The organism is Tistrella mobilis (assembly GCF_041468085.1).
In the GTDB taxonomy this organism is placed as follows: domain Bacteria; phylum Pseudomonadota; class Alphaproteobacteria; order Tistrellales; family Tistrellaceae; genus Tistrella; species Tistrella mobilis_A.
On sequence record NZ_CP121017.1, the window covers coordinates 3,311,739 to 3,335,439 of the forward strand.

The 23,701-nt window shown below is 68.4% G+C and carries 22 protein-coding genes; 11 read left to right on the top strand and 11 right to left on the bottom strand.

Features of this window, described 5'->3' with window-relative positions; translation table 11 throughout:
• The first annotated feature begins 105 nt into the window (after positions 1 to 105).
• The 3 genes from P7L68_RS20555 (at position 106) to aat (ending at position 3,456) form a co-directional block, all read left to right on the top strand.
• Complete coding sequence (locus tag P7L68_RS20555) at positions 106 to 1,557, top strand: YcjX family protein (RefSeq protein WP_372001227.1); 1,452 nt, start codon at positions 106 to 108, stop codon at positions 1,555 to 1,557.
• A complete protein-coding gene (locus P7L68_RS20560; protein WP_372001229.1) occupies positions 1,554 to 2,621 on the top strand; it encodes a TIGR01620 family protein in 1,068 nt (355 codons plus the stop codon). Before P7L68_RS20555 ends, P7L68_RS20560 begins: the two co-directional genes overlap by 4 nt.
• Positions 2,622 to 2,733: 112 nt before the next feature.
• Positions 2,734 to 3,456 carry a leucyl/phenylalanyl-tRNA--protein transferase gene (gene aat / locus P7L68_RS20565; RefSeq protein WP_372001231.1) on the top strand — a complete coding sequence of 241 codons (723 nt, stop codon included), beginning with the start codon at positions 2,734 to 2,736 and terminating at the stop codon, positions 3,454 to 3,456.
• Positions 3,457 to 3,475: 19 nt separating this feature from the next.
• On the opposite strand, the gene P7L68_RS20570 is transcribed toward aat, so the two are convergent.
• The 3 genes from P7L68_RS20570 to P7L68_RS20580 all read right to left on the bottom strand — a co-directional run bounded on the left by P7L68_RS20570 (position 3,476) and on the right by P7L68_RS20580 (position 4,865).
• A complete protein-coding gene (locus P7L68_RS20570; RefSeq protein WP_372001233.1) occupies positions 3,476 to 3,919 on the bottom strand; it encodes a DUF2155 domain-containing protein in 444 nt (147 codons plus the stop codon).
• Positions 3,916 to 4,437, bottom strand: coding sequence for an outer membrane lipid asymmetry maintenance protein MlaD (gene mlaD, locus P7L68_RS20575; RefSeq protein ID WP_014748338.1), 522 nt, complete (start codon positions 4,435 to 4,437; stop codon positions 3,916 to 3,918). Before mlaD ends, P7L68_RS20570 begins: the two co-directional genes overlap by 4 nt.
• 80 nt (positions 4,438 to 4,517) lie before the next feature.
• Complete coding sequence (locus P7L68_RS20580; RefSeq protein WP_372001235.1) at positions 4,518 to 4,865, bottom strand: NADH:ubiquinone oxidoreductase subunit NDUFA12; 348 nt, start codon at positions 4,863 to 4,865, stop codon at positions 4,518 to 4,520.
• A 645-nt stretch (positions 4,866 to 5,510) separates the two neighbouring features.
• On the opposite strand from P7L68_RS20580, the gene P7L68_RS20585 reads away from it, so the two are divergent.
• From P7L68_RS20585 to P7L68_RS20595, 3 genes are all read left to right on the top strand, one after another.
• Complete coding sequence (locus P7L68_RS20585) at positions 5,511 to 9,173, top strand: vitamin B12-dependent ribonucleotide reductase (protein ID WP_372001237.1); 3,663 nt, start codon at positions 5,511 to 5,513, stop codon at positions 9,171 to 9,173.
• A gap of 124 nt (positions 9,174 to 9,297) precedes the next feature.
• Positions 9,298 to 9,528 (top strand): hypothetical protein, encoded by a 231-nt coding sequence (locus P7L68_RS20590; RefSeq protein WP_296716442.1) that lies wholly within the window; start codon positions 9,298 to 9,300, stop codon positions 9,526 to 9,528.
• Complete coding sequence (locus P7L68_RS20595; protein WP_372001239.1) at positions 9,525 to 10,226, top strand: nucleotidyl transferase AbiEii/AbiGii toxin family protein; 702 nt, start codon at positions 9,525 to 9,527, stop codon at positions 10,224 to 10,226. The genes P7L68_RS20590 and P7L68_RS20595 overlap by 4 nt, the downstream gene beginning before the upstream one ends.
• Before the next feature lie 5 nt (positions 10,227 to 10,231).
• Here P7L68_RS20595 and P7L68_RS20600 read toward each other — a convergent pair whose 3' ends face one another.
• The 5 genes from P7L68_RS20600 to P7L68_RS20620 all read right to left on the bottom strand — a co-directional run bounded on the left by P7L68_RS20600 (position 10,232) and on the right by P7L68_RS20620 (position 15,275).
• Complete coding sequence (locus tag P7L68_RS20600) at positions 10,232 to 11,308, bottom strand: nuclease (RefSeq protein WP_372001241.1); 1,077 nt, start codon at positions 11,306 to 11,308, stop codon at positions 10,232 to 10,234.
• An 8-nt stretch (positions 11,309 to 11,316) separates the two neighbouring features.
• Positions 11,317 to 12,462: a hypothetical protein gene (locus P7L68_RS20605; protein WP_372001243.1), complete on the bottom strand. Its 1,146-nt coding sequence runs from the start codon at positions 12,460 to 12,462 to the stop codon at positions 11,317 to 11,319.
• A complete protein-coding gene (locus P7L68_RS20610) occupies positions 12,463 to 13,287 on the bottom strand; it encodes a hypothetical protein (protein WP_372001244.1) in 825 nt (274 codons plus the stop codon).
• The gene (locus tag P7L68_RS20615) at positions 13,271 to 14,713 is read right to left on the bottom strand and encodes a hypothetical protein (protein ID WP_372001246.1); all 1,443 of its coding nucleotides are present in this window, start codon (positions 14,711 to 14,713) and stop codon (positions 13,271 to 13,273) included. The genes P7L68_RS20610 and P7L68_RS20615 overlap by 17 nt, the downstream gene beginning before the upstream one ends.
• A gap of 142 nt (positions 14,714 to 14,855) precedes the next feature.
• Complete coding sequence (locus P7L68_RS20620; RefSeq protein WP_372001248.1) at positions 14,856 to 15,275, bottom strand: DUF2000 domain-containing protein; 420 nt, start codon at positions 15,273 to 15,275, stop codon at positions 14,856 to 14,858.
• Between the two features lie 666 nt (positions 15,276 to 15,941).
• On the opposite strand from P7L68_RS20620, the gene P7L68_RS20625 reads away from it, so the two are divergent.
• From P7L68_RS20625 to P7L68_RS20640, 4 genes are read left to right on the top strand one after another with little or no spacing between them, the layout of a single operon-like run.
• Positions 15,942 to 16,730 carry an ABC transporter ATP-binding protein gene (locus P7L68_RS20625; protein ID WP_372006899.1) on the top strand — a complete coding sequence of 263 codons (789 nt, stop codon included), beginning with the start codon at positions 15,942 to 15,944 and terminating at the stop codon, positions 16,728 to 16,730.
• Between the two features lie 19 nt (positions 16,731 to 16,749).
• Positions 16,750 to 17,469, top strand: a complete 720-nt coding sequence (locus tag P7L68_RS20630; RefSeq protein WP_372001250.1) for an ABC transporter ATP-binding protein — start codon at positions 16,750 to 16,752, stop codon at positions 17,467 to 17,469.
• The gene (locus P7L68_RS20635; protein WP_372001252.1) at positions 17,466 to 18,329 is read left to right on the top strand and encodes a branched-chain amino acid ABC transporter permease; all 864 of its coding nucleotides are present in this window, start codon (positions 17,466 to 17,468) and stop codon (positions 18,327 to 18,329) included. Before P7L68_RS20630 ends, P7L68_RS20635 begins: the two co-directional genes overlap by 4 nt.
• A gap of 2 nt (positions 18,330 to 18,331) precedes the next feature.
• Complete coding sequence (locus P7L68_RS20640; protein WP_372006900.1) at positions 18,332 to 19,315, top strand: branched-chain amino acid ABC transporter permease; 984 nt, start codon at positions 18,332 to 18,334, stop codon at positions 19,313 to 19,315.
• 130 nt (positions 19,316 to 19,445) lie between these two features.
• On the opposite strand, the gene P7L68_RS20645 is transcribed toward P7L68_RS20640, so the two are convergent.
• Positions 19,446 to 20,375: a LysR family transcriptional regulator gene (locus tag P7L68_RS20645; RefSeq protein WP_372001254.1), complete on the bottom strand. Its 930-nt coding sequence runs from the start codon at positions 20,373 to 20,375 to the stop codon at positions 19,446 to 19,448.
• A gap of 148 nt (positions 20,376 to 20,523) precedes the next feature.
• On the opposite strand from P7L68_RS20645, the gene P7L68_RS20650 reads away from it, so the two are divergent.
• A complete protein-coding gene (locus P7L68_RS20650) occupies positions 20,524 to 21,930 on the top strand; it encodes an SLC13 family permease (RefSeq protein WP_372001256.1) in 1,407 nt (468 codons plus the stop codon).
• Between the two features lie 9 nt (positions 21,931 to 21,939).
• Here P7L68_RS20650 and P7L68_RS20655 read toward each other — a convergent pair whose 3' ends face one another.
• Together P7L68_RS20655 and P7L68_RS20660 are read right to left on the bottom strand one after the other, a co-directional pair.
• On the bottom strand, positions 21,940 to 22,311 hold the full coding sequence (locus tag P7L68_RS20655; RefSeq protein WP_372001258.1) for a VOC family protein: 372 nt from the start codon (positions 22,309 to 22,311) through the stop codon (positions 21,940 to 21,942).
• A gap of 95 nt (positions 22,312 to 22,406) precedes the next feature.
• Positions 22,407 to 23,648, bottom strand: a complete 1,242-nt coding sequence (locus tag P7L68_RS20660) for an RtcB family protein (RefSeq protein ID WP_372001260.1) — start codon at positions 23,646 to 23,648, stop codon at positions 22,407 to 22,409.
• Between the last annotated feature and the right edge of the window lie 53 nt (positions 23,649 to 23,701).

The following is a 23,701-nucleotide window of genomic DNA, read 5'->3' on the forward strand; positions in this document are numbered from 1 at the left end:
ACGGCGATGATTCGCCGCATCATGTTGACCCGGCGTCTCCGGCTCCCGATCTGAAAGGGCGACGCGGTCGGCCGCGTTACCGTTCAACGACCGGGACCGCTGCTTTTGTCCGCCTCTCCCTTCGATCGCCTGGGCCTGGAAGCCCGCCGTCTTGCCCGCCGCCTCACCCCCGAGGCGCTGGCAGAAGAGGCGGCGTCTCTGCTCGACCGGCCGCTCCGGCTGGGGGTGACCGGTCTTGCCCGGTCGGGCAAGACCGTGTTCACCACCGCGGTTGCCCGCGCCCTGCTCTTCCCCGACCGCCTGCCCTTTCTGCAGGCCCGCGCCGACGGCCGGCTGATCGGCGCCGAGCTGCGCCGGCCCGGCGATCCCGAGATCCCGCGTTTCGCCTATGAAACCCATCTGGCGCGCCTGGCCGGCAGCGATGGCGAGGCGCCGGGCTGGCCCGCCTCCACCCGCATGCTCTCGCAATTGCGCATGGGGCTGCGCTGGAAACCGGCCGGTCTGGTCGACCGGCGGATCCGGCCGGTGCGCGAGCTGACGCTCGACATCATCGACTATCCGGGCGAATGGCTGCTGGACCTGGCCCTCATCGAGCGCAGCTTCGCCGACTGGTCGGCCGAGGCGCTGGCCATGCTGCGCCAGGGCAGGCGGGCAGAGCTGGCCCGCCCCTTCCTCGCCCGGCTGGAAATGCTGGATCCGGCCGCCCCGGCCGATGACGTCACCCTCGCCGAGCTGGGGCAGGGCTGGAGCGCGCATCTGATCGCCTGCCGCGCAGCGGGGCTTGCGGTCTCGCGCCTCGGCCCCGGCCGTTTTCTGGTGCCGGGCGATCTGGAAGGCGCGCCGGTGCTGGCCTTCTCCCCCCTGCCGGAGCCCAAGGGGCGCGCACCCTCGGGCAGTTTGTATGCCGTGGCGGCGGAGCGTTTCGACCAGTATCGCAAGCGCATCGTCGGCCGCTTCTTCCGCGAACATTTCGCCCGGCTGGACCGCCAGGTGGTGCTGGTCGACCTGCCCGGCGCGCTCAGCGCCGGGGCCGACGCCGTGGACGATCTGAAGCTCGCCCTGACCGAAAGCCTGGGCGCCTTCCGCTATGGCCGCGGCCACGGCATGATCGGCCGGCTGCTGTCGGGGGTGCGCATCGACCGGGTGCTGTTCGCCGCCACCAAGGCCGACCAGGTGCCCGCCGCCCAGCATGCGCGGCTGGATGCGCTGATGCAGTCGCTGGTGGCCGATGCCGCCCGCGCGATCCGCTTCGAAGGCGCCGAGACCCGCACGCTGGCCATCGCCGCGGTCAAGGCGGCGGAAAGCGTGTTCGCCGAGCATGACGGCCGCAATCTCGCCTGCGTGCGCGGCCGCATCGCCGGCCGCGAGCGGCCATCGGTGGTCTATCCGGGCGAACTGCCGGCCGATCCGGCCGAGGCGCTGGCCCGCGCGGCCGAAGGCGGTTTCGACTTCCCGCCCTTCCTGCCGCCCGAGGGCCTGGTCCGCGACGGCCACGGCATGGCCCATATCCGCCTGGATCAGGCACTGGATCATCTGATCGGAGACCGGCTCGGATGACCGACCGCCCGCGTGTTTTCGACGAACCGGCCACGACGCCGCCCCGCCCGACCGCAACCGGCCGGCCCGGGACGGCACGCCCCATGGAACTGCCGGACACGGCCGCCCTGACCGCACGGCCGGCGGAGGAAGAGACGCTGCCCGTCGCCCTGGCCGGTCGCGGGCTGATGCCGGATCTGGCGCCTGGGGCCGCGATGCGCCGCACCGGCCGCCGGCTGCTCTGGGGCGGGCTCGGCGGCCTGGCGGTGGCCCTGATCGGCTTCGAGACCTGGGACCTCGCCACCCGCGCCTTCGCCCATGCCGACTGGCTGGGCTGGATGGTCACCGGGCTGGGCGTCGCCACACTCGGCGGGCTCGGCATTCTGGGCGGCGCCGAAATCGCGGCGCTCCGGCGGCTCGCCCGGGTCGACGGGCTGCGGGACGAGGCCGGGCGACTGGCGGCACCGGCAGCCGTCCACGACCCGGCCGCGGCAGCCAACGCCGCCGCACTCGCTGCACGGGTGGCCGCGCTCTACGAGACGCGGCCCGGCCTCGCCGCCGCCCGGGCGGATTTCACCGCCCAGCTGACCGATGCCCATGATGCCGCCGAGGCGCTGGCCCTGACCGAACGCCTGCTGCTGGCCCCGATCGATGCCGAGGCGCGCCGGCTGGTGCTGCTTGCCGCCCGCGACACGGCGCTGGCAACCGCCGCCAGCCCGGCCGCCCTGCTGGATGCCGCGGTGGTGCTGTGGCGCAATGCCCGGCTGGTGCGCGAGGTGGCGGCGCTCTACGGCGTGCGCCCGGGGCGGATCGCCAGCCTGAGGATCGTGCGCCGCAGCCTGGGGGCGGCCGCGGTCGCGGGCATTGGCGAGGCCGGCCAGGATACCGCCGTCGACGCGCTGGGCGGCGGGCTCGCCGCCGCGGTTTCCGCCCGGCTGGGCCAGGGCGTGGTCAACGGCCTGGTCGCCGCCCGCATCGGGCTGGGCGCCATGGAAGCCTGCCGCCCCCTGCCCTTCCGGGCGGTGAAGCGGCCGCGCACCACCGATCTGCGCCGCGACATGCTGCGGATGCTGGCGGGCAGCTGACCGCCCCCCTGCAATCGGGGCGGCAGGGTGCAGGTTGAGCATGGGGTGCAGGTTGAGCGGGGAGGCCTGCCACCCCACATCTGGAGCAGCTTCCTCCCCAGGGACATCCGGCATGCATCTGACGCCCGACCTGCTGCTGCGCGCCTATGTCTGCGGCATCTTCCCGATGGCCGAGTCGGGCGACACTCCCGAACTCTACTGGGTCGACCCCGACCGGCGCGGGGTGCTGCCGCTGGACGGCTTCCACCTGCCGCGCAAGCTGCGCAAGACCATCCGCCGCGCGCCCTTCACCGTGACGATCGATGCCGATTTCGACGGCGTGATGCGCGGCTGTGCCGCCCCCGCCCCCGGCCGCGACCGGACCTGGATCAATGGCGAGATTCTGGCGCTTTATACCGAACTGCACCGGATGGGCCATGCCCACAGCATCGAGATCCGGGAGGGGGACGAGCTGGTGGGCGGGCTTTACGGCGTGTCGCTGGGGGCGGCCTTCTTCGGCGAGAGCATGTTCAGCCGGCGCACCGATGCCAGCAAGGTGGCGCTGGTCCATCTGGTCGCCCGGCTGAAGCGCGGCGGCTACCGCCTGCTCGACACCCAGTTCGTCACCGACCACCTGACCCGTTTCGGCGCGATCGAGATCCCGCGCGGCGTCTATCAGGACCGGCTGCGCAACGCGCTGGGCATCAGGGCGAGCTTCATCCCCGAGCCTTTCGGCTTCGGCCCGGGCACGCCCGATCAGGTGCTGGCGGCGATCGACGGGCCGGTGGCACAGCCCCGACGCCGGCGGCCGCGCGATCCGCTGGACGATGCCGATGCGGTGGTGGTGGAGGTCTGAGCGGGCGGCGGTACGGGGGTCAACCCGCGGGCTTTTCGGCCCCCGCTTCCGTCTCTTTCGGCGCCTCGTCGACGCAGGAGGTCGGCCAGATGTCGTAGATCGGATTGTCGAGCGCGTTCAGCCCCGGCGAGGAGGCGAACATCCAGCCGTCGAAGATCCGCTCGGTGGGTGCCGAGGCCGTGGTCTGCTGCACTTCCAGGAAGACCCGGGCTTCGGGGGCCTGTTCCGGCGGCGCGCTTTCGCAATAGCGCACGGTGATCACCAGCGAGCCGAATTCGACCGGCTGGCCGATCGGCGCCACGATGCGGCTGATCCGCGCCGTGACCTTGTTCAGGCCGTTGAAGATCGCAACCTTGCCCGGGATGCCGCCGGTTCCGCCCGTCTGCTGCTGCGCGGCGGCAGGGCCCGAGGCCAGAAGCAGGGCGCCGAAGGCCGCGGTTGCAAGGCTGCGCATCCTGATCATTCCGCGAAGGGATCCTTCTTGGCCGCACCGCCTGCGGCGGGGGCTTCGGCACCGGCCGGCTTCTCCTCGCCGCTGCCGCCGGACGAGAAGAGATAGCGGCCGATCAGCGATTCGAGGCTGACCGAGGACTGGGTATAGGTGATCGCCTGGCCCGGCTGCAGCATGCGGTCATCGCCGCCCGGCACCACCGAGACGTATTTGTCGCCCAGCAGGCCCGAACTTGCGATTTCGGCCGAGCTGTCGGCCGGCAGCTTGATCGTGGGATCGATCGAGAGCGTGATCTCGGCGCGATAGGTCTCGGGGTTCAGATGCTGGCCGGTGACGCTGCCGACCTTGATGCCACCGATGCGGACCTCGGAGCCCGGCACGATGCCGTCGACGCTGTCGAAGGCGGCCGTCAGGGCATAGCCACTGCCGCTGCCGCCGCGCCCGGCGCCGGTATAGGCATGGACGGCGAAGCCGACCGCGACCGCAATGACGGCCGCGCCGAGCAGGGTTTCGACGACACTGCGCTGCAAGCTCTGGTTCCTTCCGGCCGTTGGATCCGGATCAGCTGCGGCGGCCGGCGACAGCGCCGGCCGGCAGACACCCGATCAGATCAGGACGGCGTCCAGGGTTCGTAGTCACCGGTGGCCTTGGGCCGCTCGCCACCGGCCAGGATATGGCCCTTGGGCAGATAGGCCTCGGCACTGCCGGTGTGGTTCGGCTCAAACGGCTTTTCCCAGGTCTTGCGCGCAAGCGGCGCCTCGACCGGGGTCTTGTCGGTGGTGCCGTGCAGCCAGCGATGCCATTCCGGCGGCACCGTGGTGGGATCGACACCCTTGCCATAGGTCACCCAGCGCCTGGACGGGCTGTCCTTGTGCCGGAAATAACGGTTCCCGAACTCGTCCTCGCCCACGGACACGCCGTGGCGCAGGGTGTAAAGACGTGTCATGAGATTGGTCATGGGGTCCACTATCCGGATGACTGGCCGCCGCCAAGATAGGGGTTGCCCCCCCTGTGCGCAAGTCTCGGCCGTGCAGGGCGGGCATATGTGCCGTGCAGGGGTGACGGCAGCGCTGCATTACGCATCGATGACAGCCATCCTGTCCACAGGCCGCCTGTGGAAAACCCGGGGAAGAATCGCCCGGTTCCGGCGCGGAATCAAGGCGCTCCGGGGCTTTGCGCCAATGCTGTGCGAAGTCCCGGACATGGCGGACTTTCCCATACATGACCACACCATATAGATAAAATCCCCTGCAAGACCCCCTAGATATTGTAAGGCAGGGCAGACGGAAAACACTTGCGGCGCGGGGCCGTGCAGGCTTACGATCCGGGTCAGACGGGCAGACCGAAGGCACCTTCCTCGGGGGATCCCGCCGCAGATTTGGCGCCGGCCCGGCCGGCGACCTTCGGACATAACCCCAACCCGACAGACCCGATCCCCGACACCACACCCCGCGCGCCCATGGACGAACCGATGCAGTCGATGCACCGGTGGCCGGGCTTCGGGGTGTTTCCGTGCCCGGGGCGTCGTTGCGTCGCCATTTTCCGTTGAATCCCACGCGAGCGGGCCCCAGGCCGCCCGCCAGCATGATGGAGGCAGGATACGATGCGGATCGCCCGCAAGCTCACCGTCGATGGCCGCTCCCCTTACCAGGGGATCGAGATGCGGACCGCCACCAGCGAAATCCGCAACCCCGACGGCTCGGTCGTCTTCAAGCTCGAAAATATCGAGGTCCCCGCCTCGTGGTCGCAGGTCGCCTGCGACATTATCGCGCAGAAGTACTTCCGCAAGCGCGGCGTTCCCGCCGTCACCCGGCGCGTGCCCGAAGAAGGCGTGCCCGAATTCCTGTGGCGCTCGGAACCCGACGAGGCGGCACTGGCCGCCCTGCCCGAGGGCGAGCGCTATACGGGTGAGCGGACCGCCGCCCAGGTCTTCGACCGCATGGCCGGCACCTGGGCCTATTGGGGCTGGAAGGGCGGCTATTTCGACAGCGAAGCGGATGCCGCCGCCTATCGCGACGAAATGTGCCGGATGCTGGCCGACCAGATGGCAGCACCCAACTCGCCGCAGTGGTTCAACACCGGCCTGCACTGGGCCTATGGCATCGACGGCCCGGCCCAGGGCCATTATTACGTCGACCATGTCACCGGCGAGCTGACCCGTTCCGCCACGGCCTATGAACACCCGCAGCCCCATGCCTGCTTCATCCAGTCGGTCTCGGACGATCTGGTGAACGAGGGCGGCATCATGGACCTCTGGGTCCGCGAGGCGCGGCTGTTCAAATACGGCTCGGGCACCGGCACCAATTTCTCGTCGGTCCGCGGCGAAGGTGAGCCGCTGTCGGGCGGCGGCCGCTCGTCGGGCCTGATGAGCTTCCTGAAGATCGGCGACCGCGCCGCCGGCGCCATCAAGTCGGGCGGCACCACCCGCCGGGCCGCGAAGATGGTGGTGGTCGATGTCGACCATCCCGATATCGAGGCCTATATCAACTGGAAGGTGATCGAAGAGCAGAAGGTGGCGGCGCTCGTCACCGGCTCGAAGCTTGCCAACCGGCATCTGAACGCGGTGATCAGGGCCGCATCGGATCTGAAGATCGCCGAGGACGACCGGTTCGACCCGCGCCGCAACCCGGCGCTGAAGGCCGCGGTCAAGGCCGCCCGCGCGGCGCTGATCCCCGAGAATTACGTCCAGCGCGTCATCCAGTTCGCCCGCCAGGGCTATACCGAACTCCATATCCCGGTGTTCAACACCGACTGGGATTCGGAAGCCTATCTGACCGTTTCGGGCCAGAATTCCAACAATTCGGTGCGCGTCACCGATGCGTTCCTGAACGCGGTGCTGGCCGATGGCGAGTGGACGCTGACCCGCCGCACCGACGGCAAGGTGGTGCGCACCATCCGCGCCAAGGATCTGTGGGAGCAGATCGGCAACGCCGCCTGGGCGAGCGCCGATCCCGGCATCCAGTTCGACACCACGATCAACGACTGGCACACCTGCCCCGCCCACGGCCGGATCAACGCATCCAACCCGTGCTCGGAATACATGTTCCTCGACGACACGGCCTGCAACCTGGCGTCGCTGAACCTGATGACCTTCCGGCGCGCGGACGGCTCGTTCGACATCGAGACCTATGAGCATGCGGTCCGGCTTTGGACCGTGACGCTGGAAATCTCGGTGCTGATGGCGCAGTACCCCTCGGCGACCATCGCTCAGCTGTCCTATGATTTCCGCACCCTCGGCCTCGGCTACGCCAATCTGGGCGGCCTGCTGATGGCCTCGGGCCTTGCCTATGACAGCCATGAAGGCCGGGCACTGGCCGGTGCGCTGACCGCGATCATGACCGGTGTCGCCTATGCGACCTCGGCCGAGATGGCGAAGGAACTGGGCACTTTCCCGAAATACGCCCCCAATGCCGAGGCGATGCTGCGGGTGATCCGCAATCATCGCCGTGCCGCCCATGGCGCGACCGAGGGCTATGAGCAGCTGGCCGTGGCGCCGGTGGCGCTGGACCACGCCAACCTGCCCGACCCGCGCCTGGGCGATGCCGCCCGCCGCGCCTGGGATCAGGCGCTGGAACTTGGCGAGGCGCACGGCTTCCGCAACGCCCAGTCGACCGTGATCGCCCCCACCGGCACGATCGGCCTGGTGATGGATTGCGACACCACCGGCATCGAGCCCGATTTCGCGCTGGTGAAGTTCAAGAAGCTGGCCGGCGGCGGCTACTTCAAGATCATCAACCGCACCGTGCCCGAGGCGCTGGCGAAGCTGGGTTATGAAGAGCCCCGCATCCGCGCGATCATCGATTATGCGGTCGGCCGCGGCACGCTGGCGGGCTCGCCCGCCATCGGCCATGACGCGCTGCGTGCCCGCGGCTTCGACGATGCGGCGATCGAGCGGCTGGAGAAGTCGCTGGCCCAGGCCTTCGAGCTGAAATTCGCCTTCAACAAGTGGACGCTGGGCGCCGAATTCTGCCGCGACGCGCTGGGCTTCACCGATGCCCAGCTCGACGATCCGGCCTTCGACATGCTCCAGGGCCTGGGCTTCTCGAAGGACGAGATCGAAGCCGCGAACATCTGGGTCTGCGGCGCGATGACGCTGGAAGGCGCGCCGGGGCTGGAAGCCCGGCACCTGCCGGTCTTCGACTGCGCCAATCCCTGCGGCCGCAAGGGCACCCGCTACCTGTCGGCGGAAGCCCATATCCGCATGATGGCGGCGGCCCAGCCCTTCATCTCCGGCGCGATCAGCAAGACCATCAACATGCCGAATGCGGCGACGGTGGAAGACTGCAAGGCGGCCTATATGCTGTCCTGGCGGCTGGGCCTCAAGGCCAATGCGCTCTACCGCGACGGCTCCAAGCTCTCGCAGCCGCTGAACGCCATGATCCTGGACGACGATGTCGAGGACGTGGAAGAGGCGGTGGCCGAGTTCGCGGCGAAGCCCGCCGCCGAACAGGCGCGCGTGGTGGCCGAGCGGATCGTCACCCAGTATATCAGCGAGCGCCAGCGCCTGCCCCATCGCCGCAAGGGCTACACCCAGAAGGCGGTGGTCGGTGGCCACAAGCTCTATCTGCGGACCGGCGAATACGAAGACGGCAAGCTGGGCGAGATCTTCATCGACATGCACAAGGAAGGCGCCGCCTTCCGCAGCCTGATGAACGCCTTCGCCATCGCCATCTCCATCGGCCTGCAGTACGGCGTGCCGCTGGACGAATATGTCGACGCCTATGTCTTCAGCCGCTTCGAGCCTTCGGGCATGGTGGAAGGCAATGACGCGATCAAGATGGCGACCTCGGTGCTCGACTATGTGTTCCGGGAACTCGCGATCTCGTATCTGGGCCGCACCGATCTCGCCCATGTCCAGCCGGTCCAGGCTGCAGACCTGCTGCCCGACAGCGTGGGCCGCGGTGTGCGCGAAGGCACGCGCGAAGACGGCCAGGGCGGCACCCCCACCCCGGCGCCCGCGGTCGCCGCGGCCATGGGGCTCGCCAGCGCCGGCTTCGTGCGCAGCAATCTCTACGTGCTCCGCGGCGGCGCGGGCGGCAACACCGCCACCGCCTATGCCGAGCCGCATGCCCATACCCATGAAGACCTGTCGCCGACCGCACTCGGCCATGCGGACGTGGTCGACGAGCGCCTGGAGGCGATCCGCATCGCCCGCCAGAAGGGCTTCGAGGGCGACCCCTGCGGCGAATGCGGCAACATGACCCTGGTCCGCAACGGCACCTGCCTGAAATGCGTCACCTGCGGCTCGACCAGCGGCTGCTCGTGACCGGCGGGGCGGCCCGGCCGCCCCTGCCTGCACCCCGACGATCATCCGACGCCGCCCCGGTTCCGACCGGGGCGGCGTTCGGTTTTGGTGGCAGAGGCGGCCCGCCATGCCTAGAGTCGGGATCATGGCCCAGGACATCGCCCCACCCGCCCTCATCGTCCCGGCCGAGTATCCCGAACTCCGGCTGCTCGCCTGGAACCGCGATCCGGCACGACCACTGCCGGAAGCGGAGGTCTTCGCCCTCTACGAGGCCAATTGGCGCCATGTCGACCAGGACCGCCTGACGCCCCGCGAACGGGCGCTGATCGACCGGCTGACCCGCCGCTGGGGGGCTGGGCGGATGCTGGTCCGATGACCGGCTATCGTCGCCCCGAGCATCAGGCGGTCGCGGTCCTGCTCGGCCGGCTGGACGCGGCGGTTCTGGAGGCCGGCGCCTGCCGCTTCGGGGGCGGCACCGCGATCGTGCTGGCGCTTGGGGAATACCGGGTCTCCGCCGATGTCGACTTCCTTTGTGCCAGCACGGAAGGGTATCGCTTCCTCCGTCAGCGCATCTTCGACGGCGGGTTCGGAAGCCTGTTCAGAGCCCCCGTCACCCTGCCCCGCGGCCACCGCGCCGATCAGTACGGCCTGCGTGCCCTGATCGAAATCGACGGCCGGCCGGTGAAGTTCGAAATCGTCCGCGAAGCCCGCATCGAGCTGGATCCGCCAGATGCCCGGCTGTGCGGCTGCCCGGTGCTGAGCACCGCCGACCAGTACGCCGAAAAACTGCTCGCCAATGCCGACCGCGGGGCCGACAGGGCCGTCGCCTGGCGGGATGCGATCGATCTCGGCATGCTGATCCGGCATCTGGGCCCTGTCCCGGATGCAGCGGTCACAAAGGCCGTCGGCGCCTACGGCCCCTCGGTCCTCGCCGCCCTCTCACGGGTTCACGAGGCGCTCGACCTGCCGGAAAACCGCCGCCATGCCCGCGATCGCCTGGGCATGACCGGGGAGGATCTGGACAGGGCCGTAGACGCGCTCGGCGCCGATCTCCGGCGGCTGACGGGCGGCTGATCCGTTCACCCCGCCTGCGGCGAGCGGCGCACCCGGATCTCGATCCGGCGGCGTTCCTTCACATCCCCTGATTGTGAGCCATCGGCGAGAACATCGCCGGGCATGATCGTCTGCGCACCTGAATAGGGCAGGATGCGCAGTTCCGAGAGCCGGGGATCTGCCCGCAGGATGCGGGCGACCGCGGCCGCACGTGCCATGCCCAGCCCGGCATTGTCCCCCGGACGAAGCCGGCCGGCACCTTCGGTACCACGCAGAACCGGCAGCAGGCTGCGATCCAGATTGGACTGGCGACCGCCCATGCCCTGTTCGTCGGTATGGCCGATCACTTCAATCACGTCGGTGCCGTAGCGGCCCGAGATCTGCACCAGCTGCTCGACCACAGCCGTGGACAGAAGCGTCCGGAACTCCGGTGAAATCTCGGCACTGCCGATCCCGAAGGAATAGCCGTCGGCCTCGCTCAGGCTGATGATCGGCGGCCAGTCATGTGTCCCGCGCCCTAGCAGCCGGTCGAGCATGCCGGGCGCCGCATCGGTCTTCGGGGCAGTCTCCGCCGTGCGGGCTCCGGCTGCAAGCCGCGCAATCTCGTCAGGCGTCATCCCGACCAGATCCTGTTCCGCGCGGGCGTCATCGAGCGCCCGGGCCTCGTCGATCAGCCGGGCCAGCTCTTCAGGCGTGATACCGGCACGGACATAAGGGGCGAGGTCGCGCCAATAAGGGGCGATTTCCTGCACCTCCGGTAGGGTCATGCCGGTCTCCGCCAGCTGGCGGGCAGTTGCCGCGCCGATGGACAATTCGCGCCAGTCCTCGGGCACATCCGGGCGCGCCTCCAGCATCCGGGCCATCATCGATCCCTCGGCGTCGAGTTCTGCGACCTTGAGCCGCGCTTCGGCAAGCTCCGCCTCGATGCGCGAAATGGTGCGGGCATCGCGCGTGAAGATTACGGCAGAGATCAGCGCCAGACAGAAGACCAGCAGAAGCATGAGCTCTGCCATGGTCAGGCCGAGCACGATGCCGCGACGATAGGAAGCGGCGGCCCGCCGCATGCCCCCATCCGGCAGGCCACCGCCGGTGGCCCGGTTCATGTCGTCGCTCATCCGCCCTGCCCTGTGGGTAGGCCCCCTGCGGATCGGCCATCATCCGCCGTCTCGAAGGTCGCGGATGAGGCATCCGGCCCTTCCCGAACCGGCTCGCGTGCGGCAAGTGCGGCAAGCGCCTCGGCGATGCGACGGTTGCCGGTTTCGGTACGCTCCAGTGCCTCGGCAAGCCGGCGCAGCCCATCCCGGGTCTCGCCCAGAACCCCGTGGCCGGCGGCCTCCCGCGCCCGGGCGGCCCGTTCCACCTCGCCGATCGCCTGGATCAGCGCCCCGGTATTCTCCCGCGTCGACCGGTCGAAGCCTGCGGCGGCCTGGGCCAGCGCATCGATGGTCGGCTGAATCTGGATCCGGATCAGCTGTTCCGGCGTCTGCATCGCGCGCAGCCGCTCGGCCGTCTCACCCAGACTGCTGGTCACCCGGCCAGCGCTGGCGGCCAGCCCGTCGGTGTCCTCGGCCAGGCGGCGGGTGACGTCGCCAAGCGAGGCGGACACCCGGGTGGTAAGTCCGTCGAGCGTGGCACTCGACGATTGCGACACCGTCTCGATGGGTTGCACGGCCTTGCGGGCAGCATCCTGAACGTCGGCGAGCAGCCGTTCCGACACCGTGCGGGTGGTGTTCAGGATCTCCTCGAAGCCCTCGCCCATCACCTGTTCGGTGGCACGGCGGAAATGGGAGAGTTCCAGCACCGTGCGGTCCAGCTCACGCCGGAGATTCCGGGCAGCGTCGGCAAGTTCGATGCGGGCGGTGTGCTCAACCTCGACCGGATCGACCCGCATCTGATTGAACATCACCCGAAGCGCCACACCGGCAATGGTCGAGGCGATGGCGATGCCGAAATTGCGCACGATCTCGTCGGCAGCCCCATCGGCGCTGAACTGGTAGAGAGATGCCCCCAGGCTGACCAGGGTGTAGAGAAAGCCCATATAGTAGAGATTGTCGCCGTTCTGGTCAGCGCGCAGCCGGAGCCTGCGGAAGCCGAGCAGGGCCGTTGCATAGCAGAGCATCAGGGCCACCGGCACGCCCGTGACCACCCAGGCGGGCAGGCCCATCAGCTTCGCAGCAACAATGAAGCCGGCACCTGCGAGCACGAACACGAAGAACACGATCGGCCCGAAGAAAGTGTCGAGACGCGTGCCGGACATTCAGCCTGCCCCCTGCAGCTTGTGGGCCCGCTCGAACCGGCCCCGGTTGTCGTCGATCCACTGCTGCCAGAAGCCGACATGATCGACCGATTTCAGCTTCGATGCCGCGCGCTCGATATAGAACAGCGTCACCGCGGCTCCCCCGAGATCGGTGCGGTACTGCCTGTAGGCGGGAGACGCTTTGAAGGTGTCGTAGCGCAGATCGCCCCGGAACTGCGAATAGAGCGACGTGTTCTCGACCATGTCAGAGACAATCACCAGGGATTTGGGCAGATCGGCAACGGCCCGTCCGGTGAAGCTGTCGACGGCGATGGCCTGGATTGCCGACATGATCGGCGAAACCTCGCCGGTGTGCGGCGCCAGCCCCGTACCCAGCGCCTCGGCAAGCGGCCGTTCGAAGGCGGTGATCCAGCGCTTGCGAGCCAGTGTCGGATTGGCTGTCCATTCGTCGAGATCGCTGCCATCGCCCGGATTGCAGCGGCTGAACAGCACGCGCGAACCGCCGTCTTCCTGTGTCATCACCCTCAGATCGATGCGCTCGTTCACCGCAGCGCCGGTCGCGATGTCGGTGAGCAGGGTCTTCACCTCGCGCCGCCCGATTTCGGGCAGCGGATCGGAACTATCGATCAGAATAACGGTGATGCCGGCGAGATGCCCGTCCGCGGGACACAGGCTCTCGGGATCGCGCTTCGTCGGGCGTTCGGCGCCGAACCACAGCCAGCCGCCGGCCCCGAGAATGGCGAGAATCGCCACCACGGCAAGAACGAGGCCGATGACGGTACCAGTCTCGCCGCGGCCACCGCGCCGCCTACGCCGCCGTGCCATCCCCTGCCTCCGGAATCAGGCTGTCGAGCTGACGATAGCGTTCGACCGTCTCGGCGAAAGCGCGGTTGATGTCGACGATCGCGGCTTCCAGCGTCTGCTGAGCGATCCGGATCTGCTCGTTCAGCAGGTCGCGATCTCCCTCGTCCCGCCGGGGGATGGCGGCAGGAATGCGGGTCAGGGTGAAGCCCCGGACGAAACGTTCCGGCGGTGGCGTGCTCCGCGCCGACTGGTTGGCGGTGTGGTAGATCCGAAGCAGCGCGGTGCCGGCAGCCTCCAGATTGACCTGCGCCTGTTCGAACAGCAGCTGGAGACGCTGGCGGTTGGAGATGATCGTGTCGTAGTCCTTGCGCCGTTCCGAGAGGTCGCGGCTCACCTCCCCCAGCTTTTCGCCATAGTCCCGGCGGATGTCGTCGAGCGTGTCGATCAGCGCGGTCTTGCGGGCCATATAGGCATCATGGGCGGCATTCAGCCGCGCCTGCACACCGGCATAGCCTGGATAAGGGTCGCGGAACTGCCAGCCATCGGCGAAGGCAAGGGCCGAAAACAGCAGGCCGATGCCGAACAGGACCCAGGACTGGACGTCGGCCATGGCGACGGGCGCCGTGCCAAGTCGGCGCATCACCTCCTGCCCTGCCCCTTCGGCAACGAGTTCGGCAGCCTCGCGGTAATGGGCGAGCGCCAGATTGATCGCCACGGCCAGCACCAGATAGATCAGCAGCGAGATGACGCCCACGGCCTTCATGGCGCCACTGCGATGGGCAAGACGGGAGACGCCCCAGAAGGCCGCGAAGAAGGCCACCCCGATATTGAGCGCCGCGAAGAAGAAGGCCTGGGATGCGCCGCCCAGCAGACCGGCCTGGCTACCGACCGCCAGAAAGCTGCCATTGGCGATGGTCTCGACCAGCAGCAGCAGCGCGATCACCGCAACGGACAGCCCGCGCCGGAGCGGCGTGTGCAGCCGGGCTGCGCGGTCGATGCCATGACGGGCACGGAAGGCGTTGCGTTCCGCCTCCGCCTCCAGCACCCGCCGACGCAGCCCATGCAGCTCGTCCATGCCCTTCGCCGCCTCGGCCCGGAATTCCGACAGACATTCGGGCGCCGCCAGCCGGATCTCGTTGAACCGTTCCTCGAAGGCGAGCCCGGCCAGACGTTCCGAATAGGTATGGGCCTGTTCCTCGAACGTCTCGAAGGCTCGGCTGTTCTGAGCGGCGACCTGTTCGGCGATGCGGGCCTCGATATCGTCCGGGACGAGGCTGTCCGAGGGCGGTTCTTCCCGCACCCCCCGGGCACGTCCCTCCGCCTCCAGCCGGAGTTCGGTCGCGACCCGGGTGACATCGAGTTCGGTGAACACCTGCAAAGAGGCGCGGTTCAGATGGGCCGGGCGGTGCAGGTTCCCGGTCAGACGGCTCAATGCCGATTTCAGCATGATGGGCGGACAGTCCCGAGATCGTCCGGCCATCAACCCGCCGGCCGACCCGACGGGCCCGATGCGCCCGGAACGTGTGTTCTGCATCGAATTATATCCAGAAACACCAGGATCCGGACAACTGACTGTCGATTGGTGTTGCTCACCGCAACAGTTTCAGGCTCCCGGTCAGCGAGCGCACCCATTTGTCCGGGCCGAAGAGGCCGAAGCCGTCAATCGTCTCGGTGCCGAGATCGCGGTCGGGGAAGGTGGCGACGTAGTCGGCAAAGACGTGCAGGCTGCGGGCGAAGCCCGGGAAGGGGACGACGACGGCGTCTTCGGGGGCCGGCAGGGCCTTCAGCAGCAGGCTGCGGATCACCTCGCCCGGTGCCTGAAGGACGGGAACCGGCAGGTTGGTGATGGTGGCCGTGGCGCGGCCGGCCGCATCGGTGAGGGCGACGGCGCCGAGCGACGGCCGGGCTGCCCCCAGGCCGATGGCGATGCCGGCGATGGTGTTGGCAAGCAGTCCGGCCGGCAGGGCCGGGTCGATGATGATGGCGATGCGGCTGCAGGCGGCAGTCATCCGGGGATCCCTTCGCATGAAAAGCGGGATCGGGCATCCACCCGCTCCCGGTCGCGAAGTCTGGCCGGCAGCCGCTGGAATGTGCTGTCTATCCACCCGCCGGCAGAGGCGCCGCGGGGCAGGATCGTTCCAGGCCGGCGGAGATCGGGGCAGAAGCTTGCCCGCCACCGGGAGTGGTGGCCACCCATACAATCGCAATCATGCCCGAGATGATGGTATACCATTTCGGGATCAAATCGCCCGGATCCAGGATGTGGCTATGCACAATATTCCTTGTGCGGCGCAATATCATTCCAATCCTGCGGTCGGGAGCAGATCCGAACGCCTCTTCCGGAAATAATCGGGATCGCGCACCGGTCGGGGGATCGCAAAACATGCGGTCCAAACCTCGGAATCGACACCGTTCGCTCTGGTCGGGTTTCGCGGTTGCCAGCGCGCGACGGTTTGGTTACTTAGGTCCGGAGCCTTCAGGGGAGGCCCGCGGAGGGGCTGCGGTGCTGGGGGAGAAATGACGCACCGCACGTGCTTCCGAACACGTTACGGCTGGACGCGCGAAACCACAGCGCGCAGCATTCCGTCAGGGCAACCGCCGTCCGACCGTCCGGCCCCCGCGGGACGATTGGTGCGGCATGCGGCCAACTTCGACATATGGAAGCGATGTCGGCCTTGATTTCCGTACAGAACATCGTGAAGCGCTTCGGCGGGCTTACAGCCGTCGACGACTGCTCGCTGGACGTGCCGAAAGGCTCCATCACCGGCCTGATCGGGCCCAATGGTGCCGGCAAGAGCACGCTCTTCAACATCATCGCCGGCGCCCTGCCGCCCTCCAGCGGCAAGGTGCTGCTGGAAGGCCGCGACGTGACCGGGCTCAAGCCCCACCAGCTGTTCCGGCAGGGGCTGGTGCGCACCTTCCAGATTCCGCACGAACTCGGTCGCATGACCGTGCTTGAGAATCTGATGATGGTGCCGGCCGGCCAGGCGGGCGAGAACCTGATCTCGGCCTGGCTGTCCTGGGGACGGGTGCAGCGCGAGGATGCCCTCATCCGCCGCAAGGCCATGGAGGTGCTCGACATCCTGGAGATCACCCATGTCGCGGGCGAGCTGGCCGGGAACCTGTCGGGCGGGCAGAAGAAGCTGCTGGAACTCGGCCGGACCATGATGGTCGACAACTGCCGGGTGATCCTGCTCGACGAGCCGGCCGCCGGCGTGAACCGCACGCTGCTGGTCAAGCTGGCCGATGTGATCCGCCGGCTGAACCGCGAGCGCGGCATGACCTTCTGCATCATCGAGCACGACATGGACCTCGTGACCGAATTGTGCGACCCGGTCATCGTCATGGCCCAGGGCACCGTGCTGACCCAGGGCACCATGGCCGAGATTCGCGCGAACCAGACGGTGCTCGACGCCTATCTGGGCTCGGCCGGCGATCCGGAAGCCTTCCGCCGCAAGGCGTGACGCAGCGAACGAGGAACAGATGAGCCTGCTCGAAGTCGAGGGCGTCCGCGGCGGCTATGGCGAAGTGGACATCCTGAACGGCGTCAACATGCGGGTCGAGGACGGCGAGATCGTCGTCATCATCGGCCCCAACGGCGCCGGCAAGTCGACGGCCATGAAATCGGTCTTCGGCCTGGTGAAGATCCGCCAGGGCCATGTCCGCTTTCAGGGACACGACATCACCAATCTGCGGCCCGACCGCATCGTTCATCACGGCATGTGCTATGTGCCGCAGGAAAACAACGTCTTCCCGACGCTCACCGTTCAGGAAAACCTGGAAATGGGGGCCTTCATCCGGCGCGACGATTATCGCCCGACCATGGAGCGCATCTACGACCTGTTCCCGGTGATGCGCGAGAAGCGCAAGCAGCCCGCAGGCTCGCTCTCGGGCGGTCAGCGCCAGATGGTGGCGATGGGCCGGGCGCTGATGCTGGAGCCCAAGCTGCTGCTGCTGGACGAGCCGACCGCCGGCCTCGCGCCCGCGATCATCGACCAGATGTTCCAGAACATCATCAAGATCAACGAACTGGGCGTGGGCATCCTGATGGTGGAGCAGAACGCCAAACAGGCGCTGGCCATGTCGCATCGCGGCTATGTGCTGGTCCAGGGCCGCGACCGTTTCACCGACACCGGTGCGGCACTGCTCGACAATCGCGAGGTGGCCGAGATGTTCCTGGGCGGCGGAGGCCACGCGGAATGACCGATCTGCTTCAGCTCACCATCTACGGCATCGTGCTCGGCAGCGTCTTCGCCCTCGGCGCCGTGGGCCTGTCGCTGGTCTATGCGATCCTGCGTTTCCCGCATTTCGCCCATGGCGACTTCATGACGCTCGGCGCCTATATCTCGCTCGCCGTCGTCACCACGTTCGGCGTGCCGCCGATCATCGCCCTGCCCTTCGGCGCCGCCGGTGCGGTGCTCTTCGCGATCGCCGTCGACCAGACCATCTATCGCCGCCTGCGCAAGACCCAGCCGGTCATCCTGCTGATCTCGTCGGTCGGCACCGCGCTGATCCTGCGCGCCCTTCTGCAGATGATCTTCGGCTCCGAGACCCAGGTCTACCAGTCGGGCATCCAGATGCCGATCCGCTTCGGCGACATCCGGGTCAAGCCGGCGCATTTCATGATCGTCGGCGTCGCCGCCTTCCTGGTGCTGGCATTGCATCTGTTCCTGCAGAAGACCCGGGTCGGCAAGGCCATGCGCGCGATGAGCGACAACCGCGATCTGGCCCAGGTGACCGGCATCTCGGTCGACCGGATCGTGATCTGGACCTGGGCGATCGGCATCGCGCTGGCCGCCACCGCCGGCGTGCTGCTGGGCATGGACACCCGCCTGCATCCGACCATGGGCTGGAACATCCTGCTCCCGGTCTTCGCCGCCGCCATCCTGGGCGGTATCGGCAGCCCCTATGGCGCCATCGCCGGCGGGCTGGTGATCGGCATCGTCCAGGAGTGGTCGACCATGGTGATCTCGCCCGCCTACAAGCCCGCGGTCTCGTTCGCGATCATGGTGGTGATGCTGCTGGTCCGCCCGACCGGCCTGTTCGCAGGGAGGAAGGTGTGATGATGGGTATGGGTGGTCTTGAAACCTATGCGGTCTTCTTCCTCACCTCGGTCGGCATCTATGCCATCGTCTGCCTGGCGCTGAACGTGCAGTGGGGCCTGTCGGGCCAGTTCAATTTCGGCATCGTCGCCTTCTATGCGCTCGGCGCCTATACCTCGGCGATCCTGACCGGGCCCGACAGCGGCGGCACCTATCTGGGCGGTTTCGGCCTGCCGCTGCCGATCGGCCTGATCGGCGGCATGATCGTGGCCGGCCTGCTCGGCCTGTTCATCGGGCTGGTCTGCCTCAATCTCCGCGCCGACTATCTGGCGATCGCGACCATCGGCATTGCCGAAATCGTCCGTCTGTTCCTGAAGAACGAAGCCTGGCTGACCAACGGCGTGCGCGGCATTCCCGGCATTCCGCGGCCCTTCTTCGACAGCGGCTATTTCGAACTCGCCTATCTGGCGCTGGTGCTGGTGCTGGTGGTGCTGGTCTATCTGGCGATCGAACGCGCCCGCAAGGCCCCCTGGGGCCGGGTGCTCCGCGCGATCCGCGAGAACGAGGACACTGCGGCGGCGGCCGGCAAGGATGTGGTCGGCTTCCGCATCCAGGCCTTCGTCTTCGGCGCGGCGATCATGGGGCTTGCCGGCGGGCTCTACGCCCATTTCATCGGCTTCATCAGCTCTGAAGCCTTCATGCCCGAGGTCGGCACCTTCCTGATCTGGGTGATGCTGATCGCCGGCGGCAGCGGCAACAACAAGGGCGCCATCCTGGGCGCTCTGGTGATCTGGATCATCTGGTCGGGCAGCGAGTTCATCATCAGTCAGGTTCTGCCGGCCAGCCTGACCACCCAGGCGGGCGCGCTGCGCCTGCTGCTGATCGGCGTGCTGCTGCAGGTGATCCTGCTCACCCGTCCGGCCGGTCTGTTGTCGGAAGAACGGCTCTACCGCACCGGGCGCACCGCCCAGGCCGACCCCAAGGCCCATCGCCGCGAGGTCCGCTGACCACCGCACCGGATCCCGATCGGACAGGATCCCCCGGGGGCGGGTGCCACGGCACTCGCCCCCGCTTGCGTTCGGGCGCCGCTTGCGTCCGGGCGCCGTTTGCGTACAAGCGACTTTGCCGGACACCGGGTCAGCCTGCCGGGCGCCCCCCTTCCCCCGTTTCAGGCTGCGCCGCATCCCCGGAAGGCATCCGCCCCATCAGGGCCGGCCGACGGGCGGCAAGGGCCGCCGCCAGATGATCCATCAGCACCCGCACCCGGGGTGTGTCGCGCAGATCGGGATGGGTCAGGATCCAGAGATCGAGGCCCAGCCCCGACAGCGTGCGCAGCCGCACCAGCGCCGGGTCGGCATCGCAGAGATAGCAGGCGAAGAGCCCCAGACCGATGCCGGCCCTGACCGCCTGGATCATCATGCCGGTATGGTCGGTGCGCAGCACGATCCGGCTGTCGGGAATATTGGCCGCCACCCAGCGCGCCTGGGGCAGATCCGCCCGCCCTTGGGCATAGGTCACCCAGGGGGCCTCGGCAAGGGCCGCACCGGGCGGCAGGGGCGGATGGTCGCGCGCACCATAGACGCCGTGCACCAGGGTCGCGATCCGCCGGCCGATCAGACTGTCGGGCGGGTTGCGGCTGACGCGGATTGCGATATCCGCCTCGTGCCGGGCCAGGCTGACGGTTTCGTGGGAGATGGCAATCTCGGTGCGGATGCCGGGATGCAGGGCGCGGAACGCCGCCAGCGCCTCGGCCAGCCAGGGTGCCAGCGCGCCCAGTGTCGCGATCCGGACCGTGCCGGTCAGCCGCCGGTCACGCCCCGAGAGCCGCCGTTCCAACGCCACCAGCCGGGTTTCGACCTCGGCCGCCTCTTCCAGCAGTTCGCGGCCGGCGGCGGTGAGGGCGTAGCCGCCCGGCCCGCGATCGAACAGCCGGAGCCCGAGTTTGGTCTCGAAGCCGGCCATCCGTCGCAGCACCGTCGAATGGCGCACACCCAGCGCCCGGCCCGCGCCGGTCAGGCTGCCCGCCCGCGCCACGGCCAGGAACAGCCTCAGATCATCCCAATCCATGCCTGCCGCCATCCCGAGAGCCTCCGCAGGATCAGGGCTCCATCTGTGCATCTGCGCACAGGTCGGGTCAAGTTTCGACGGCTTGCGCGGTGACGCGGATGGGGAAATTCTCCCCACATGCCCCGCCGTCCCGGAGACCCGTCCTGCCATGTCCGCCAGCGCCGCCCGTCCACCGGTCGTCACCACCGCCATTGCCGGCCTGCTGCTGATTCTGGTGGCGGCCATCCGCCTGCTGCCGGAAGCCGGCGCCGCACCGGGGGGCCTCAGCCCTGCGGCGGCCCCGGCGGCCGCGCTGGTGGTGATGACCCTGGGGCTCTGGGCAACCGGGCTGCTGCCGGAATCGGTCACGGCGCTGGGCTTCTTCACCATCGCCATGCTGACGGGGTTGGCACCGCCCGAGGTGGTGTTCTCGGGCCTGACCTCTTCGGCCTTCTGGCTGATCTTTTCAGGGCTGGTGATCGGGGTGGCCGTCCGCCACAGCGGGCTCGGCGCCTGGATCGCCGGCCATCTGGCGCAGCGGGTCGGCACCAGCTATCAGGGCGCGCTTCTGGGCGCGCTGACCTTCGGCCTGATCATGGCCTTCCTGATGCCATCGGCCATGGGGCGGATCGTGCTGATCCTGCCGATCCTGGCGGCGCTGGCCGAACATCTGGGCCATCATCCCGGTGACCGCCGGCATGCGGGCATGATGGTGGCCGGCGTGATCGGCACCTTCCTGCCCTCGTTCACCATTCTGCCGGCCAATGTGCCGAACAACATCATGGTCGGCATTCTGGAAGCGGCAGGGGCGCCGGTCCCCAGCTTTTCCACCTACCTCGTCACCAATTTCCCGGTGCTGGGGCTGCTGAAGACCCTGGTTCTGGCCGGCGTGCTGCTGTTGCTCTACGGTCGCGGCCCGCAGAAGCCGGTGCCGCGCCCGGAACGGCCGGCCCCGATGACCCCGGATCAGCGCCGGCTGGCCCTGGTGCTGCTGGTGGCCCTGGGCTTCTGGATGACGGATGCCCTGCACCACATCTCCCCCGCCTGGGTCAGCATGACCGTGGCGGTGGTCTGCCTGGTGCCGCGCTTCGCCTTCCTGCCGCCCCGCGCATTGCAGACGCTGAACATGGAGCCGATCTTCTACGCCGGCGGCGTGATCGGCCTTGGCGCCCTGATCGTCCATGCCGGGCTCGGCGACTGGCTGGCCGCCGTGCTGCTCGATGCGGTGGGGCTGCAACCCGGCGCCGCCGCCGGCAATTTCCTCCGCACCGGCGGCCTGGCGACGGTGGTGGCACTGGCCACCACCCTGCCCGGCGTGCCCGCCATCCTGACGCCGCTCACGGCCGATCTCGCCGCCGCCACCGGCCTTTCCACCCCCGCCATCCTGGCGGCCCAGGTGATGGGCTTCTCGACCGTCATCCTACCCTATCAGGCCCCGCCGCTGATGATGGCGATCCTGATCGGCGGGCTGCCGATCCGCGATGTGGCAAAGCTCTGCCTGCTGACCGCACTCGTCACCATCCTGATGCTCTGGCCCTTGCAGGTGCTGTGGCTGCGGGTGATCGGGGTGATCTGACCGGCGCCGTCAGCCGCCGGCCAGCGCATAGACCCTGAGCCGGTGCCCGTCGGGGTCGAGGCCCATGAAGCTGTAGCCGAAGCCCTGCATCATCGGCGCCGCGGCGATGGCGACGCCACGGGCCTGCCAGTCGGCGAAGGCGGCATCCACGGCGGCGTCATCGGCCATGCGGATGCCGAGTTCCGAGGCACCGGGCGGCGCCGACGGCGCCGGCACAACCACAGACTGCGCCCACAGGCCGAGCATCATGCCGCCCTCCAGCGCGAACAGGGCAAAGGCCGGGGATACATCCACCGGGCGGGTGTCGAAGAGATCGGCGTAAAAAATCGCACTTGCCGCCGGGTCGGCGACATAGAGCAGCACATAGGTCGGATGGGTCATCGATCCCGCTCCCGTTCGGCCGGCTCCCCATGAGCGGCACCTGCGGGATCATGCGCCCGGCCTGCTGACAGGGGCTGTCAACAGCCCGGGCGGTATCATCCTTTCACGCAGACCACCTGCCGCAGGGTGTGCACCACCTCGACCAGATCGGCCTGGGCGGCCATTACCGCATCGATGTCCTTATAGGCTTTGGGCGTCTCGTCGAGCACGCCCGCATCCTTGCGGCATTCGACCCCGGCGGTATCGCGCAGATGATCGTCGAGCGTGAAGCGGCGATGGGCTTCGATGCGCGAGACCACCCGCCCGGCCCCGTGGGAGCAGGAGCAGAAGCTCTCGGGATTGCCCCTGCCGCGCACGATGAAGGATTTCGCCCCCATCGATCCCGGGATGATGCCGGCAAGACCATCTGCCGCACGCACCGCCCCCTTGCGGGTGACCCAGACCTCGCGGCCGTAATGCCACTCGCGCGCCACGTAATTGTGGTGGCAGTTCACCGCCTCCAACGTCGCATCAAAGGGCCGCGTCATCACCTTCCGGAGGGCGGCGACGGCATGGTCCATCATCACCCGGCGATTGGTCATCGCGAAATGCTGCGCCCATTCCACCGCCATCACGTAATCGTCGAAATGCGCCGTGCCCTCGGGCAGATAGGCGAGATCGACATCGGGCAGGTCCAGGTGATAGCGGCGCATATCCTCTTTGGCGAGTTCGATGAACCGCGTGCCGATCATGTTGCCGATGCCGCGCGAGCCGGAATGCAGCATCACCCAGACCCGATCGGCCTCGTCCAGGCAGACTTCCAGGAAGTGATTGCCGGTGCCGAGCGTGCCCAGATGAACGATCGCATTGCCCTTGACCAGGGCCGGATGCCGGGCGATCAGCGCCCGATAGCCGGCATCGAGCCCCGCCCAGGCCATCGTCACCGCCGGTGGCAGATCGTCGCCCCACGCGCCGGCATCCCGCTTCTTCCGCCCGCCCGTGCGGCCATGGGGCACGGCGGCTTCGAGCGCCGAGCGGATGCCCGCCAGGCTGTCGGGCAGATCATCGGCGGTGAGCGAGGTACGCACCGCCATCATGCCGCAACCGATATCGACACCGACCGCCGCCGGGATGATCGCGCCCACGGTCGGGATCACCGAGCCGATGGTCGCCCCCTTGCCCAGATGGACGTCGGGCATCACCGCCAGCCATTTGTGGATGAAGGGCATCGAGGCGGTGTTGAGCAGTTGCCGCATCGCAAGCTCGTCGACCGGCACGCCGCGGGTCCACATCTTGACCATCGCGGCCGGCCGGTCGCGGGCGGGTTCATAACGGTCTGCAAGAAGATCGAAGGCCATCGCAGGTCATCCCCGGCTGCGGAAGGACAGGTGTCACCCTCTCTGCGAAGCCC

Excerpts from the sequence above, each read along its gene's own strand:
- P7L68_RS20560 (WP_372001229.1), top strand. The coding sequence starts at position 1,554 with ATGACCGACCGCCCGCGTGTTTTCGACGAACCGGCCACGACGCCGCCC.
- P7L68_RS20610 (WP_372001244.1), bottom strand. The coding sequence starts at position 13,287 with ATGGCACGGCGGCGTAGGCGGCGCGGTGGCCGCGGCGAGACTGGTACC.
- P7L68_RS20595 (WP_372001239.1), top strand. The coding sequence starts at position 9,525 with ATGACCGGCTATCGTCGCCCCGAGCATCAGGCGGTCGCGGTCCTGCTC.
- P7L68_RS20655 (WP_372001258.1), bottom strand. The coding sequence starts at position 22,311 with ATGACCCATCCGACCTATGTGCTGCTCTATGTCGCCGACCCGGCGGCA.
- P7L68_RS20580 (WP_372001235.1), bottom strand. The coding sequence starts at position 4,865 with ATGACCAATCTCATGACACGTCTTTACACCCTGCGCCACGGCGTGTCC.
- P7L68_RS20635 (WP_372001252.1), top strand. The coding sequence starts at position 17,466 with ATGACCGATCTGCTTCAGCTCACCATCTACGGCATCGTGCTCGGCAGC.
- P7L68_RS20660 (WP_372001260.1), bottom strand. The coding sequence starts at position 23,648 with ATGGCCTTCGATCTTCTTGCAGACCGTTATGAACCCGCCCGCGACCGG.
- P7L68_RS20600 (WP_372001241.1), bottom strand. The coding sequence starts at position 11,308 with ATGAACCGGGCCACCGGCGGTGGCCTGCCGGATGGGGGCATGCGGCGG.
- P7L68_RS20605 (WP_372001243.1), bottom strand. The coding sequence starts at position 12,462 with ATGTCCGGCACGCGTCTCGACACTTTCTTCGGGCCGATCGTGTTCTTC.
- P7L68_RS20620 (WP_372001248.1), bottom strand. The coding sequence starts at position 15,275 with ATGACTGCCGCCTGCAGCCGCATCGCCATCATCATCGACCCGGCCCTG.
- P7L68_RS20630 (WP_372001250.1), top strand. The coding sequence starts at position 16,750 with ATGAGCCTGCTCGAAGTCGAGGGCGTCCGCGGCGGCTATGGCGAAGTG.
- P7L68_RS20590 (WP_296716442.1), top strand. The coding sequence starts at position 9,298 with ATGGCCCAGGACATCGCCCCACCCGCCCTCATCGTCCCGGCCGAGTAT.
- P7L68_RS20650 (WP_372001256.1), top strand. The coding sequence starts at position 20,524 with ATGTCCGCCAGCGCCGCCCGTCCACCGGTCGTCACCACCGCCATTGCC.
- P7L68_RS20570 (WP_372001233.1), bottom strand. The coding sequence starts at position 3,919 with ATGATCAGGATGCGCAGCCTTGCAACCGCGGCCTTCGGCGCCCTGCTT.
- aat (WP_372001231.1), top strand. The coding sequence starts at position 2,734 with ATGCATCTGACGCCCGACCTGCTGCTGCGCGCCTATGTCTGCGGCATC.
- P7L68_RS20615 (WP_372001246.1), bottom strand. The coding sequence starts at position 14,713 with ATGCTGAAATCGGCATTGAGCCGTCTGACCGGGAACCTGCACCGCCCG.
- P7L68_RS20640 (WP_372006900.1), top strand. The coding sequence starts at position 18,332 with ATGGGTATGGGTGGTCTTGAAACCTATGCGGTCTTCTTCCTCACCTCG.
- P7L68_RS20585 (WP_372001237.1), top strand. The coding sequence starts at position 5,511 with ATGCGGATCGCCCGCAAGCTCACCGTCGATGGCCGCTCCCCTTACCAG.
- P7L68_RS20645 (WP_372001254.1), bottom strand. The coding sequence starts at position 20,375 with ATGGATTGGGATGATCTGAGGCTGTTCCTGGCCGTGGCGCGGGCGGGC.